We start from the raw sequence: 13,641 nt of genomic DNA on the forward strand, positions 1-13,641 counted from the left end.
AATGAACAAGCCTACCACTAAGCGCATTTGGCGATGCGCTAAATACTATTTTGAGCTTTGCCTTGCAAAGGGGCAAAGCTCAGATACTGTGCGCGGCAAACGTGGCGGTCTTAAGAAGTTTTTTCTTTGGTGTGTAGACCGCAATATTACTCGCATTGACCAAATTGATTTAGATTTAATGGATGATTATGCGGCTTACTTAAACGCGTACCGAAAAGAGTTAGATAAGCAACCATTGAGCGCTGCGCAAAAACGTAATCTACTCACATTCGTTAAAACGTTTGTCAAATACATGTACCTTAAAAAGCTTTTACCAAGCAACGCTCTTGCGAATATTGAACTTCCTTCGAAAGGCGAACAAATACCTAAAGCACTTTATTCAGTTGAAGAGATAGAGCGCATTTTAGAGCAGCCCCTGCTTTTTGGTGTAAAAGGTCTGCGCGACAGAGCGATACTTGAATTATTCTTCGCAACAGGGATAAGACGCGGTGAGCTCGTGAAGCTTAATGTTGACGACATCGACTTCACTAATAAACTAATACGTGTACACGGCAAAGGCAAAAAAGAGAGACTAGTGCCAATTAGTGTGCGAGGCTGTGAATGGCTAGCGTTTTATATTGGCAAAGTTCGCCCAATGTTCGCTTTTATCGCTTCAGGAAAAGCATTATTTCTTGCCAATAATGGAAAACGTTATATGCCAGGTAAATTGTCTGATATGGCCTCACAATATGTAAAACTTGCAGGTTTTGACCGTAGTGGCGCGTGTCACCTGTATCGCCACAACACTGCAACAACAATGTTGGACAACGGCGCGGACTTAAGACACATTCAAGAAATGTTGGGGCATGCTAGTATTCTCACTACGCAGTTATACACGCATGTAAGTCGTAAGAAGTTGTCTGAAGTTTATGAGGCGACTCATCCTTCTGCTGATGGTGGTAGTGGGTTGTTTTATTAATAAACAAAGATACTTGAAAAAAGCAACTATACTGTATTAATATACAGTATCGATTTAATTTGATTTAACTGCCATTATTAACCTAAGACAGTACTAAAAATAGCTTTCATGGACAGAAAGTGAGTTTTTTCACATCACAAATCTCTCCTGCAAAGCAACTCGAATATTAAGAGGTTGCTGACATTTGGTTAAATTACATGAAATAGATCCTAGAGAACAAGATGGTAGAGATACGTTATCTAGGTATAAAGCTCAAACTAGAGCTGCGAGCTTAGCTAGCTTAGAAATTCTCGATGATAGCGATGTTGATCGCGTGTTTTGTGATTGGCATGACGATTTCGTGGTTAGAAAAATTGTTAAAGGGAAAACCCTTTATCATTTTTTTCAGGTTAAAACTAAGAAAAAAAGAAATGCGCAATGGTCGCTAATAGATATTTTCGGGATCAATAATAAAAAAAAGCCCGACGATATAGTAGATAAAATAACCAATAGTTTTGCTGGAAAATTGTTGATACATACAGTCAATTTTTCATCTTCATGCGAAAAAGTCGTTTTTCTGACAAATATCCATGTCAAAAATGAAGTTGAAGACCTATTGGAATCGCTAAGTGAATCAGATTTTACAAATAAAACTTTAGCCGCCCTTACTGAGCACTTTAACAGTTGTTTCAGTGATGGTCAGCAACTGTATGAAGAGCATGAAATTAAATCTTTAATATCTAAATTTTGGATAAATCCGGGCATTGAGTATTTAAAAGTTGAAGGAGCTATTTTTGAATCAATCGCTAGAGATAAGATCTTCCAATACAGCGAGATTGACCTTCAGTATATAGAGGCAAGAGAAATTATAGATAACTTGATGGCTCTAGTAGAGAACAAGACCGTGGGTGTATTGCCGACACATTTAGATGAAAAGGCTCTAGATGACTTAGCCGGAATTAGTATTAACGATTTACTGGAAATATTGAGTCTTTCAAAAATAGGATATGACACCCTAAAGAATGGCGGTGACACAAAGGCATTGAGAAGTCTTTCAATATTGCAGCGAATTTTACAGAAAACTAATACCTCAAGTGAGTTAATCGATTATGCAGCAAAATGCAAAACTGAGTGGGATATCTGGTACAGAAAGTACAGGCATGATGTACCTGACTTTCATTTAATGATGCTTGAATCGAAGCTTTCGGATTCAATTAAAAAAAGAATTGGTTCAGGGTTTGGTTTTGCGGAATTAAAAGAAGACGTGGAAAGTATTTATCGTGAAGTTATAAAAGAGAAATGCTTCACAGGGCTAAGTCAAGAGATAATACTTGGTGGATTATTTTCAGTAATAGTGAGGTCTCAATAAGTTATGGATATAAGTGATTTTTTTGAGGAGGCGGAAGCTTCAAATTTTAGAATTCAACTGAATGAAATAAACATTGTTAAATCTCATCGCTTAAGTAACGAGGCCTTGTTCCACTTACCATTTATTTCCATGGTCGTTTTATTGATGGCTAAGGAAAGACGAAAGCCCAACACGCCAGAATTAGGACAATTAGTCGGAGAGTGCATTGAAAGGTCAATAAAAGAATTCAAAGGCACTTCACAACAACTTGGTTGGTCCGCCAACCTTAGGGTGAGAACGGTCAAGGCGTTGTCATTTTTAGAAATAGCTAATTTAGTTTCAGTAAATAATAGGAAAACTAAATTAGAAGCTACCGAGCTAGGAAAAAAGGTAATAAGTAGGGCTATAGACGAAAAATCAGACCTGTCTTACAACTTACTATTAATTCAACGAAACTATCGCAATATATGTAGAGAAAAACAAATGGAGCTTGAGCTAACATGAAGTTAGAAAATCTAAAGGTTAATGCCCTTGGAAGCAACGGGTGGGGATCCAGTGAGCTTTCATTCGCTAAATCTATAACTCAGTTGTACGGACCTAACGGTTCTGGCAAAACTCCATTAGTACAATCCATAGCTTTTTGTTTAGGCTACCCTTGTGAGTTCAGAGATGATATTTACACTCATTGTGACTCTGTCGTTCTAACGGTGTCTATAAATGGAAGGAACTACAAGCTAGAGCGCAAATATCTAAGAGATTTTGATGTTCAAGTTTTAGAGCCTACAGGCACTAAACAGCGTTTTTTCAAGGAAGGCGACTATAGCCGTTATTTATTTGAAGTGTTCGGTTATGAGTTTCCTCATTTAGTGACTAACTCCAATACCCATACCCACCCATATTTATCGACAATATTACCGATATTTTATTTAGATCAAGATATTGGATACACAGACTTTTATAAGTCTCCGGGTAGTAATTTCATTAAAGATCAATTCTCAGAGGCAGTCAGAATTTGTGTAAACCTTCCTTCGAAGAATTCATTTGATAAGAAAAAGAGCGCTTTTGATGCGAAAAAGTCTGTAGAACGACTAGATAGCAAAGTACATCGTATAAAAGGTCTATATGAAGATGCTTTAAATGAGAGCGAAACTGGTAACTTAGATATTTTTGAAGTTGATAATCAAATAACCACATTAAAAGCAAAAATTGAAGAGTTAAAGTCTAGTAAAAACTTGAAGTTTGACGCTACGGATAACATCGATCGATTGATATCTTCTAAAATGACGCAAGTGAGAATACTTAAAGAAGAGCTTGATTCTTTAGAAAGTAAATGCGCCAGCATATCTACTATTAGAGCTGAAATAGAAGTCGAAATAAATACGTTATCCTTAAATGAAGAAGCTAGAAGGGTTTTCAAATCATTTGCTGATATTTGCTCTGTTGATGGCTGTGGCCTATTTCTTGGTAGCTCCGAGTCATATGGTAAAAATCTACTTTATCTAAAAGACCAAATAAAAGATTTGGAAGTAAGTAGCGTAAGTTCTGAAAAAAGAATTGAGGCGATTAAAGTTGAACTAGAAACACATTTAAATGACATAGAAACGTTAAACAAAGAAAGAGAAAATGCTATAGATGACGATGGTGTCTCTGCGTTAGTTGAATCGATTCATATAAGCTTATCTGAAATCGTTTCCTTGGAAATCAAAAAACGGGAAATAGAAAATATCAATGTACTAGCAGAAAAGTATATTGCCGCAGAGAGTGAAAGAGACAACGCAATAAATAAACAGGAATCACTTAGCTCTGGAATTAATAAGTCTTCAATAGAATTAACTAGATTTCAATCAAATATAAAGAATTCGATATCAAAGTGGAAGAATGTAATCAACACTAAAAACGTTTCAGACGTTATTGATTTATATGATGGTTTCAAAGCGAGTTTTGGTGGTGAAAAACTGAATCAGATAAAGGGGAGTACAAAGCTACGAGTTGTTTTGGCTTATCACGCTGCGATGTTTGAACAAATTGTTAAATCAAACCCTATGGGGATTAGGTTTCTTATTCTGGATACTCCTCGGCAACATGATATCAGTGCAGAAGATCTTGACCAGTTTATAAAGGCTCTAAAAATACTAGCCGACGAGAATGATATACAGGTGGTTTTCTCAACTACTGAGTACAAATATGAATCTGGCGAACGTGATAATGACTGGTTACCTTCATACGACGATGAGTCTTTTGACCAGACTATGTACTTAGGGCGCAAGGTTTAGCGTAGTATATCCAAATCGGAGTGGATCGTAGTTCGTACTAATTTATATGCAGGCACGATATTATGATCCAGTGATTGGACGGTTTTATTCGAATGATCCTGTAGGTTGGACACCGAAAAACCCTGTAATGTCCTTTAACCGATATTTGTATGTTAACAATAACCCATATAAATACACTGACCCGAATGGCGAATTTTTAAAGTTAGCAAAAGCAGCATTTAATGTTGTTAGAAGAGCAGTCAAAAACGGTGGTGATTTTAAAAAAGCAGGAGCTGATGAATTAGCAAGCTTTGCAGACAATTTGGCTACTTTAGCTGATGGGCAGCTTACCTTAGAAGATGCATTTGCTGTTGTTGATCTTGCAACCGGATTTGGGGATGAGGCAAAAGCAGTATCCTCTGTTATAAGTAAGACTAAACAAGGTGATCCAAGAATTAAGCAAACATTTTCTGACGGAAGTACACTGGATATTACCGATAAAAGAGTCAAAGGGCATACTCCAAATACACATCCAAGTGCTCCAGAAGGTACAATGCAGAAAGTGGAATTTGAAAATGCACAACCTCGTTCTAAAGGGTATAAGAGGGATCCCACAGCCGAAGAAAAACAAATGTTGGATGACGCAAGAAATGGAAACTAAAGATAAATTTGTAATCGTAAACAATAATAGTTATGGGCCATCTGTAGAAGTTGATGGGGAAGATTTAGCTGACTTATTCGATGACTATTTGAGTGAGGATATTTTTGTTTTGTTCAACGTAAGAGATAAGGACGGCAAGAGAGAGTTTTTGTTTGGTAGAGCGGCATGTGAAAGTAATTTGAAAACTATTCTTGAAATGTTTTTAAGCAAATATGATCAAAAAATATAATATGAGTAGCTCTAATTTATAATTGTATTGTAAAATTTTAATTCAAAGCCTCGCACTCGCGAGGCTTTTAAATACAGTAACTTAAAAAGGAGTTAGATTTTAGGAATGGAACCCAAAGAATTAAAACCACCTAGAGCTGCAAACCTACTGCACAAAGCCTCTGAGTTACATAGAAAAATTAATGGCGGAGATCGATTTCCCGTTGATATTGATGTAATGGCGAAAGGCGCGGCAGAATTGTTTCAATGGAAAGATCCTATTGCTGATATTAAGGCGGTTAGCATCCCTAATTTTGAAGGGATGTTGACGGTAAATGATGACAAAACTAAATGGCTTTTAGCTTACAACAACACTTTATCTTCCGAAGGACGGATCAGGTTTACTAAAGCACATGAGTTAGGTCACTACATGCTTCACAAAGATCAGAAGCCAGAATTTCTTTGTAGCAAAGAAGATATGTTGAAGTGGGAAGGAGGCAAAGATATTGAAGCAGAAGCAGACAAATTTGCTTCTCACTTATTAATGCCACTTGATGACTTTAGACTACAAATGAAAGGAGTAGCGACTTTAGATAGTCTTGGGCATTGCGCTGATCGTTATGGCGTATCTTTAACAGCAGCAATATTAAAGTGGTTGAGTTATACGGAAGAAAAAGCTGTGTTGGTCGTTTCCAAAGACGGGTTTATGGATTGGGCAAGCTCTAGCGAGGCAGCTAAAAATGCTGGGGCTTACTATAAAACTAGAAGCCAGATAATTGAAATACCAGAAGGCTCCCTTTGCTCTAATGCTAGTATAACTGAAGAACGTCTAGGGGCTAAGATAGCAGCTAGGAAGTGGTTCAAACATGCTGACTCTGATGCGGATCTTACAGAAATGAAAATATTTTCTGATCAGTATGACTGCACCATGAGTTTGCTGATACTACCAAAATTTTTAGAGTGCTGGCCCGATAAAGAGGGTTAGCTCTTCTTGAAAGTGTCCAAAATTTTTCTAAGTTGTTCTTTATCTGACGACTCTAAATTTTTGTAACCTCTAAAAAAAGCTTCATCTAGGTGTTTTTCTTCTGGCGCTCTTGAGTCATCATCCAAAAAGTAGTCAACTGATACACCAAGTGCATCAGCAATAGACGTAAGTCTCTGCGCAGACGGACTTTTTACTTCTCTATTTTCCAATTCCCAAAGATAACTTTTGCTAACTTCAGCAGCTTCGGCTAACGATTCTAACGTTAACTTTTTACTCTTCCTAAGCTCCTTCAGCTTTTCTCCTAATTGGCTTGCCACTGGATTCTCCTTTGATGAAAATTCGGGATACAGGAAATATAGTTTGACAATATCATCAAACGGTGAAAACATAAAGATAATTCCTGTATTCCGGAAATATATTGCAGGTATCTAGATCAAAAAGCAAAGAAGCTCTGAGAAAAATCACACGTTATGTAAATGAGTAGAGCTTTAAATTCCAAATAGGTCTATGGAGTCCAAAAATGAGCGCTAACTTATACAATCGAAACTTTGCAGCTTTATCAGCAAAACAACGAAGATCATTAACAGAGCTAATCGAATATGCTTGTCAGTCGCTGGAGTTATCAGAATCGAAAAGAAAACTCGCAGAAGAGAGATACATGGCCGTGGGAAAATGGCTAGCAGAAAGTAGTGATGAGATTTTCGTTGATGTTGTTGTTTATCCACAAGGCAGTCAAAGAATAGGAACAACAACAAAGCCAATTGATAGGGAAGAGTTTGATTTAGATTTTATCTGTTATCTACCAAATGCTGAAGGGATCCATCCGGATATTTGCCGCCGCGAAGTAATTAAGAGGATTGAAGATAACGGTCATTATAGACCTTTGTTGAGCGAACTAAATCGGGGCTGTCGTTTAAATTACGCAGATGATTTTTATATGGATATAACACCGGGCATTCCTGACCAAAACAATGCCAATGAACAAGATGCTATTTCGGTCCCGGACAAAAAGCTTACGGCGTGGAAAGCCTCGAACCCTATAGGTTATGCCAAAGACTTTGAAGATATCGCTGCGATAGTTCCCACATATATGGATAGTGAGGATATGCGATTTGCGGAAGCAGCGATGAGTGCTGGAAATGTTGAGAAGTTACCTACTCATACGGTATTCAAAGGCATCCTAAGGAGAGCGGTTCAAATAATGAAACGGCACAGGGATTTATTGTTTTTGGATAACAGTGAATACGAAGGTAAATCACCAATCTCAATAGTTATAACAACGTTGGCGTCTAGAGCATATAGAGACGCCGTTACGGGACGAAACTTTAACAATGAGCTTGAAGTTTTGATCATTGTTGTGGAATCGATGACTGACTATATTGAAACAAAAGTAGTTAATGGAAAAATTGAGATGTGGGTTACTAACCCTAAAAATGAGCATGAAAATTTTGCCGAGAAATGGAATACCGACTCCAAAAAGGTTGAGGCCTTCAGATATTGGCACCGCAACTTCATTGAAAAATTGCAAGAGCTGGCAAGTGTCCAATCCATAGCCTTGATCAGAAAAGAATTAGATCAGTTGATCGGTGAAGGACCTTCGGAAGCAGCGATTGACAAACATTTCGAGGATCTAAATGAAGCAAGAGAAAAGAATAAACTTTTTATTACGAAGACCGGCGCAATATCAACGGTTGCAACCAGTATATCAGTTAAATCCAACACCTTTTATGGAAAGTAATCTTGAAAAAGTTTGGGAACAACAGGGTTAATTTGGATATGCAGCTTTACCTTTTGAAAGCGAAGTATCCCGATGGAAAGGGTTATGTAAAGAGCGGAAAGCTGGTTTGGCAGTGCAATTTGGACCTTGGTGAAGAATATGGAAAGTACAAAATCAAGCTTGTTTACGACTTACACTCATCACCACAGGTTTTCGTCGTAGAACCGAATTTGTATGAAATAACAGATGGTGAAGAACCTCCGCACATTTATGTTTTTAACGAAAACAAAACAAAGCTTTGTTTGTTTTATCCATCCTCTGGTGAATGGTCTGCTAGCAAGCATTTGAGCGATACGATGGTACCTTGGGCGTGTTTGTGGCTCATATATTTCAATGGTTGGTTGGCTACAGGGAAATGGTATGGGGGTGGTAAGCATCCGGAAATAAGCAATAAGAATATGAGAGGTAGAGTTTTATAAGCTATGAAGAAGTACTTACACATATTTTTAAACTTTTTTATTAAGTTAGCAGAATTTAAAAGAAAGCCATCGTTAAACTGGGCAGCTAAAGCTATTCTTGTAGCTGCATTAGCAACACTTGCGTCTTTCAATTTAACTCTCGAAATACCAATCAAAGCGTTTGATACAACGCTCACTTTAGGTGGGGGCGATTCATTTACATTTTTTGTATTATTGATTATTGCTCTGGCAATGTTTGGGTACACGGAGTACAGGGATGTTAAAGAGGCTGATGATTCAATACTCACAATCATCCGTCACATGGGACTAATCGATAACGAGATCGATGAACTGAGAAGTCATCTACCAAAAAAGCTCAAACGCATCAAACCACAAATGTTTGCTATTCCTTATGCGAACAGTCACAAGACATCGAGTAAAAACGAACTCGAAAATCAACTTGATCATATTTGCCGTATCACTACGTTTTTAAATGACACTGGACATGTGGGCAATAATGCTAAGAAACACATTGCGTATGGTGGAGTTGCACCGATACCCATGTTGGCTGCTGCGGGACATGTTATTAGTAATATGCAAAATGTTCACATTGGTGATTGGGATAGGCAAAAAAAGAAATGGCATTTTAATAGCCAGTTTGATGATGGTGAAGAACTTGTTTTTCGTATTGAAGGTGACGACCAAGAAGATGGTAAGTCCATAGCATTAGCCATTTCATTTAGCATTCCCGTTAACTTGAAATGTGTTCAAGAAGAGTTTCCATACTGTCCACTACATGTTGTTACTCTAGAATCCGGTGAGCACAAATATGACAGGTTGTGCAGTGAAGAGAAACAAGATAGGTTAGCGATAGCCATACTGGAGTATATCAACAACAACGTTATTCCCAACTATCCAAATTTAACTGAAATCAATGTATTTATAACAGCGCAGGCATCGTTTGTTTTCAGGCTTGGTACTACTATGAATCAAGGCCATTTGCCTAGACTGACCTTTCATCACTATGACCGGGAAAACGAGAATAGGAAGCATCCTTGGGGAGTGATTCTCAACGACAATACTCAAGGTTACAAGGTGGTAGCATGAAGTTAGTTAAACATTTAAACGATTTTATAAAGAACGAAGTAAACCTAAACCAACATCGCATAGACACACTCGAAAAGCGAGTAGAGGTAGTGACTAATTTTATCAAAAGTAGTGATAGCTTTAAGTCAGCCTTTATCGAGGCTATCCCACAGGGAAGCTATGCTCACAGGACCATAATAAAGCCGACAGCCAAGAATAAAGTCTTCGATGCAGATGTGGTTCTGTATCTAAAGCCAATAAAGGGTTGGGAAGCTAAAGACTATGTAGAAGAAGTCTATAGAACGTTTAGTGCGTCATCGCTTTACCAAGGCAAAGTGTCACGCCAAACAAGGTGCGTAAAGCTTAACTATGCTGGTGAGTTCCATATTGATATTGTTCCTTGTGTTAGAAAAATAGTATTACTGAGTACATCAGAGTATGTTTGTAATCGGTTAACAAACGATTATGAATCATGTTCCAGTATTGAGTTCAGCAAATGGGTCAGAGATAGAAATGCTGTTGCTGGTAATAACAACCTCATCAAAGCTATTCGTTTATGTAAGTACTTGCGAGATTTTAAGCAAACCTTTTCAGTTAAATCTATTTTGCTAACAACGCTACTTGCACAACAAATCAGATGGTCAGAAGAGATATTTGGGACGGATGAGTTCAAGGATCTACCACTAGCTTTTAAAACGCTGTTTAACCGATTGTATGAGTGGCTAGACGAGCATGACGAAATGCCCGTTGTTAATAACCCAATAGACAGTGACGAGAACTTCAATCGTCACTGGGATGAGAAAAAGTTTCAAAACTTCAAAACTCAGGTAAAGAAATACAATAGCTGGATTAATTATGCATACCATGAGATGGATAAGAACGAGTCCATTAAGGCTTGGCGCAAAATATTTGGGGACAATTATGCACCTGACTTTGTTTTAAAAGCAGCGAATAGGGAAGCACCTTTGCCTAGCCATTGTGAAAAACTGAAGTGGCCAACAACAGATACGTTAGCTAAGTTAAGTGTGAAAGCAGTCGTACAAAAGGGTAAGCACTCCACTTCAGTAGGTGATTTGGCCACATATAATGTAATCCCGAAGCATCATTGGGTTAGGTTTAACATAAAGGATTCGTTGGATAGCCAAACGGAAGTTTATTGGCAAGTTGTAAATACCGGCGCTGAAGCGGCAAATGATAATTGTCTAAGAGGAGAGTTCTTTTTAGGTGGAGCAATTCACAAGGAATCTACTCGATATAAGGGTACTCATTGGGTAGAAGCAGTTGTTGTTAAGAAAGGCATCTGTATTGCTAGGAGTGGACCACTGTATGTAAGCATTGCATAGCCAGTTGTTTTTTCTGAGGACTCTATTTTGAATGATTCAAATTAAGTTGGAGTAGGCGTGGAGTCATTAGATCAAGAAAATCCCAATAACAATGCGATGGAAAGCACACTTCTCAAATTGTTGAAGAAGCTACTTCTAATTGTAATCGGCTCAGGTTTAGTAACGAATGCTCTTTACATATATGGCCTTGCCTTCTACCAAGGGCATATAGCCAGAGTGGGATTCGAATATGCATTTTTTCCCATTGATTGGGAAGATTCGTTATTTTGGACCTATCTTGCTAGTCGCGAATTAGGCATGAGCACCGTGAATATTTGGACCAAAATGGGGCTTCCTAGCATTTTGGGTTTTATGTTTGCAATTTATATGACTGCCAGAATTTGGATGTCGATTAATGAAAACGACGCAATAAGGAGCAGAGAGCAAAAGAAGAAAAATCTAGGTTTTTCACGTGTTCTAGTAAAAATTAGAAAACGGTATCCTCGACGATTTAAAAAGGGGGTCAGTGTTACATAATCCTTGGGTCGTAAAAAGAGGGTCGTAAAAAGAGGGTCGTAGTCAATTATAGCTATGACCTGCTGATCGGGCATTTTACTCAAATGACCCGGTTGGGGCGCTAGGCCACTTCAAGTCAGGAAATGTCGGCGGATTCAATCGTTACAACTACGCCTATAACAATCCTTATAAATACTCTGATCCAACTGGCATGAAACCAGACTTACTAGAAAGTAAGAAACGTCATAATGAGTCGGTAAACGTGCAAGCTAAGAAGTTGGAAAAGCAAGGTTGGAACGTAAGAAAAGAAGTTAGGCTAACGGTTGATATGGGTAATGGGGATTCTGCAACACGAGTGATGGATATTGTAGCTACTAAAGGTGACAAAACTCGTTTAATTGAAATTAAAACAATGAAAGATAAAGAAAAAGCAAACGCTGGAGACGTCGCGGCTAAAATGAACCCTCTAGCAAGAACTATATCGAATGGCGTTGACGCAGCAAAACTCGCTATCAGAGGAACGTTTCAGGTCTTTCAAATGGAGAAAGATATAGCTATTGGTGAAAATGGAGCAACTGAACAAGGTACTGGTAATTCAATTGACCCAACTACAGTTGAGTGGGTTGTTTCAACTCACAAAAATGCAAAGCTCAATAGAACATTGCCTCCAATAAAGATTCAAAATTAGGGAAAAAATAAATGGGCAATATTATAGTTCAAATTGATGACTTTTCATTTCATATAGAGAATAAAACCGATGTGGATTGTATTTTAGCTTGTATGACTGTCATTTATGGCTGGGCAGACAGCAGGATGCTGTTGAAGAGATCAGTTTTTGAAGAAGAGCCTTACAGAACAAATTTTAATTCACTTGAGTTAGGACGAATAAGCCCGTCCGAATTTGCAGAAAAATCTTTAGATGGAGCCATATGTAGAGACTTATTTAAATCTAACTCAGTCGCGGAATACCTTAACGATTATATTGAGACAGGTACGTTTTACTACGAACTTGAACATTTTTTTAAAGTCAAGAGTTTTCTTAAAGTACCTCAGGATTGGGAACTATTGAAAACATTTTATAAAAATTTAGATATATCGTTTGATGACGCTATAGATAATTACAAACAATGAAACCGAAAAGTTGGTAAGCTCATCTTACTGAAATGCTTCGCGAAGACCGCCGAGAATGGCTACAAGCCATCGCTATTTCACTCGGCAAAACTAAAAAGGGGGTCAGTGTTACATAATCCTTGGGTCGTAAAAAGAGGGTCGTAGTCAATTATAGCTATGACCTGCTGATCGGGCATTTTACTCAAATGACCCGGTAGATGCGTTAGGTCATTTAGGCAAACCAAATGGCTTCCAAGGATTCAATAGGTATAACTACGCAATAAACAACCCATATAAATACACAGACCCCGATGGTGAGGCATGGAGTTGGGCAGCAGCTGGCATAGGAACGATAGCAGGTGCAGTTGGTGGTGCAGTCTCGAGTATTGTGAAACAGTCATTTTCAGACGAATCAATATCTTGGGGGCAAGTTGCCGGTGACGCTGCAGGGGGAGCGGCTGCAGGTTTTATCGCTGGTGCGGTGGTTGGAGCATTTACGGGTGATCCAACTGCAGCTGGAGCTGTATTGTTAATTGGTGGTGCCGCGGCTGGCGGCGTAGCTTCGGGAGAAATTGGTGCGTTAACTGAAGTTTTAACTGAAACAGATCTATCTGAACCTCAGTTTCAAGGCAGATACAGAGTAGAAGAACTTGAACAAAGAGAAGATCAAACAAACGAGGTCGAGAAGTTAGAGGATCCAGAATTAAATGAATAAATTACTTATTATAACTTCTGTATTTCTCTGTACCTTAATTGTGACTGCGGTACTAAAGGTTTACTTTAAAATTGACTCTGACAGCGTGATTGCTTACATTTTAAATGCAATAAATATAGGAGTATTAGTTGGACTTTTATTTTTTTATCAGCAAAACAAATAGACTATTTGTATCCGTCTACCAAAAACTGTCTAGCTTAGTTTGACGTTGCATGAAAACACCGGCGCTGAGTGTTCGATATTAATTTGGTCGAAAAACGGCAGATCGTACGGTATTAATTTGGTAATCTACAATCTACATGAAAAGAATCAAAGAATTCTTATAGT

Annotated in this window: 16 protein-coding genes; 15 read left to right on the forward strand and 1 reads right to left on the reverse strand. The window is 38.1% G+C overall.

Translation table 11 applies throughout. The annotated features are described in order from the left end of the window. Position 1: 1 nt before the first annotated feature. The 7 genes from ACZ1G6_RS17640 (at position 2) to ACZ1G6_RS17670 (ending at position 6,390) form a co-directional block, all read left to right on the forward strand. Positions 2-958: a tyrosine-type recombinase/integrase gene (locus tag ACZ1G6_RS17640; RefSeq protein ID WP_472617488.1), complete on the forward strand. Its 957-nt coding sequence runs from the start codon at positions 2-4 to the stop codon at positions 956-958. A 184-nt stretch (positions 959-1,142) separates the two neighbouring features. Next, the gene (locus ACZ1G6_RS17645; RefSeq protein ID WP_472617489.1) at positions 1,143-2,306 is read left to right on the forward strand and encodes a dsDNA nuclease domain-containing protein; all 1,164 of its coding nucleotides are present in this window, start codon (positions 1,143-1,145) and stop codon (positions 2,304-2,306) included. Between the two features lie 3 nt (positions 2,307-2,309). Further along, positions 2,310-2,789, forward strand: a complete 480-nt coding sequence (locus tag ACZ1G6_RS17650) for a hypothetical protein (RefSeq protein WP_472617490.1) — start codon at positions 2,310-2,312, stop codon at positions 2,787-2,789. Continuing rightward, positions 2,786-4,558 carry an AAA family ATPase gene (locus tag ACZ1G6_RS17655; protein ID WP_472617491.1) on the forward strand — a complete coding sequence of 591 codons (1,773 nt, stop codon included), beginning with the start codon at positions 2,786-2,788 and terminating at the stop codon, positions 4,556-4,558. Before ACZ1G6_RS17650 ends, ACZ1G6_RS17655 begins: the two co-directional genes overlap by 4 nt. A 46-nt stretch (positions 4,559-4,604) precedes the next feature. Next, positions 4,605-5,198 carry an RHS repeat-associated core domain-containing protein gene (locus ACZ1G6_RS17660; RefSeq protein WP_472617492.1) on the forward strand — a complete coding sequence of 198 codons (594 nt, stop codon included), beginning with the start codon at positions 4,605-4,607 and terminating at the stop codon, positions 5,196-5,198. After that, positions 5,188-5,427: a hypothetical protein gene (locus ACZ1G6_RS17665; RefSeq protein ID WP_472617493.1), complete on the forward strand. Its 240-nt coding sequence runs from the start codon at positions 5,188-5,190 to the stop codon at positions 5,425-5,427. The genes ACZ1G6_RS17660 and ACZ1G6_RS17665 overlap by 11 nt, the downstream gene beginning before the upstream one ends. A gap of 105 nt (positions 5,428-5,532) precedes the next feature. After that, positions 5,533-6,390 carry an ImmA/IrrE family metallo-endopeptidase gene (locus ACZ1G6_RS17670; RefSeq protein ID WP_472617494.1) on the forward strand — a complete coding sequence of 286 codons (858 nt, stop codon included), beginning with the start codon at positions 5,533-5,535 and terminating at the stop codon, positions 6,388-6,390. Here the strand turns inward: ACZ1G6_RS17670 and ACZ1G6_RS17675 are convergent. Further along, the gene (locus ACZ1G6_RS17675; protein ID WP_472617495.1) at positions 6,387-6,779 is read right to left on the reverse strand and encodes a helix-turn-helix domain-containing protein; all 393 of its coding nucleotides are present in this window, start codon (positions 6,777-6,779) and stop codon (positions 6,387-6,389) included. The genes ACZ1G6_RS17670 and ACZ1G6_RS17675 overlap by 4 nt on opposite strands. Before the next feature lie 131 nt (positions 6,780-6,910). On the opposite strand from ACZ1G6_RS17675, the gene ACZ1G6_RS17680 reads away from it, so the two are divergent. The 8 genes from ACZ1G6_RS17680 to ACZ1G6_RS17715 all read left to right on the forward strand — a co-directional run bounded on the left by ACZ1G6_RS17680 (position 6,911) and on the right by ACZ1G6_RS17715 (position 13,314). Next, positions 6,911-8,128 (forward strand): nucleotidyltransferase domain-containing protein, encoded by a 1,218-nt coding sequence (locus tag ACZ1G6_RS17680; RefSeq protein WP_472617496.1) that lies wholly within the window; start codon positions 6,911-6,913, stop codon positions 8,126-8,128. A gap of 2 nt (positions 8,129-8,130) precedes the next feature. Beyond that, positions 8,131-8,586, forward strand: coding sequence for a type II CBASS E2 protein (locus tag ACZ1G6_RS17685; RefSeq protein ID WP_472617497.1), 456 nt, complete (start codon positions 8,131-8,133; stop codon positions 8,584-8,586). Between the two features lie 3 nt (positions 8,587-8,589). After that, the gene (locus tag ACZ1G6_RS17690; protein ID WP_472617498.1) at positions 8,590-9,672 is read left to right on the forward strand and encodes an SAVED domain-containing protein; all 1,083 of its coding nucleotides are present in this window, start codon (positions 8,590-8,592) and stop codon (positions 9,670-9,672) included. Further along, positions 9,669-10,994 (forward strand): SMODS domain-containing nucleotidyltransferase, encoded by a 1,326-nt coding sequence (locus ACZ1G6_RS17695; RefSeq protein WP_472617499.1) that lies wholly within the window; start codon positions 9,669-9,671, stop codon positions 10,992-10,994. The genes ACZ1G6_RS17690 and ACZ1G6_RS17695 overlap by 4 nt, the downstream gene beginning before the upstream one ends. Positions 10,995-11,051: 57 nt before the next feature. Then, positions 11,052-11,510, forward strand: coding sequence for a hypothetical protein (locus ACZ1G6_RS17700; protein ID WP_472617500.1), 459 nt, complete (start codon positions 11,052-11,054; stop codon positions 11,508-11,510). Between the two features lie 190 nt (positions 11,511-11,700). Continuing rightward, positions 11,701-12,177: a hypothetical protein gene (locus tag ACZ1G6_RS17705; RefSeq protein WP_472617501.1), complete on the forward strand. Its 477-nt coding sequence runs from the start codon at positions 11,701-11,703 to the stop codon at positions 12,175-12,177. An 11-nt stretch (positions 12,178-12,188) separates the two neighbouring features. Beyond that, positions 12,189-12,620, forward strand: coding sequence for a hypothetical protein (locus tag ACZ1G6_RS17710; RefSeq protein WP_472617502.1), 432 nt, complete (start codon positions 12,189-12,191; stop codon positions 12,618-12,620). A 367-nt stretch (positions 12,621-12,987) separates the two neighbouring features. Further along, on the forward strand, positions 12,988-13,314 hold the full coding sequence (locus ACZ1G6_RS17715) for a hypothetical protein (RefSeq protein WP_472617503.1): 327 nt from the start codon (positions 12,988-12,990) through the stop codon (positions 13,312-13,314). Positions 13,315-13,641: the final 327 nt, after the last annotated feature.

This window comes from Glaciecola sp. HA4-3, assembly GCF_055693685.1.

Excerpts from the sequence above, each read along its gene's own strand:
- ACZ1G6_RS17640 (WP_472617488.1), top strand. The coding sequence starts at position 2 with ATGAACAAGCCTACCACTAAGCGCATTTGGCGATGCGCTAAATACTAT.
- ACZ1G6_RS17650 (WP_472617490.1), top strand. The coding sequence starts at position 2,310 with ATGGATATAAGTGATTTTTTTGAGGAGGCGGAAGCTTCAAATTTTAGA.
- ACZ1G6_RS17655 (WP_472617491.1), top strand. The coding sequence starts at position 2,786 with ATGAAGTTAGAAAATCTAAAGGTTAATGCCCTTGGAAGCAACGGGTGG.
- ACZ1G6_RS17660 (WP_472617492.1), top strand. The coding sequence starts at position 4,605 with ATGCAGGCACGATATTATGATCCAGTGATTGGACGGTTTTATTCGAAT.
- ACZ1G6_RS17665 (WP_472617493.1), top strand. The coding sequence starts at position 5,188 with ATGGAAACTAAAGATAAATTTGTAATCGTAAACAATAATAGTTATGGG.
- ACZ1G6_RS17670 (WP_472617494.1), top strand. The coding sequence starts at position 5,533 with ATGGAACCCAAAGAATTAAAACCACCTAGAGCTGCAAACCTACTGCAC.
- ACZ1G6_RS17675 (WP_472617495.1), bottom strand. The coding sequence starts at position 6,779 with ATGTTTTCACCGTTTGATGATATTGTCAAACTATATTTCCTGTATCCC.
- ACZ1G6_RS17680 (WP_472617496.1), top strand. The coding sequence starts at position 6,911 with ATGAGCGCTAACTTATACAATCGAAACTTTGCAGCTTTATCAGCAAAA.
- ACZ1G6_RS17690 (WP_472617498.1), top strand. The coding sequence starts at position 8,590 with ATGAAGAAGTACTTACACATATTTTTAAACTTTTTTATTAAGTTAGCA.
- ACZ1G6_RS17695 (WP_472617499.1), top strand. The coding sequence starts at position 9,669 with ATGAAGTTAGTTAAACATTTAAACGATTTTATAAAGAACGAAGTAAAC.
- ACZ1G6_RS17705 (WP_472617501.1), top strand. The coding sequence starts at position 11,701 with ATGAAACCAGACTTACTAGAAAGTAAGAAACGTCATAATGAGTCGGTA.
- ACZ1G6_RS17710 (WP_472617502.1), top strand. The coding sequence starts at position 12,189 with ATGGGCAATATTATAGTTCAAATTGATGACTTTTCATTTCATATAGAG.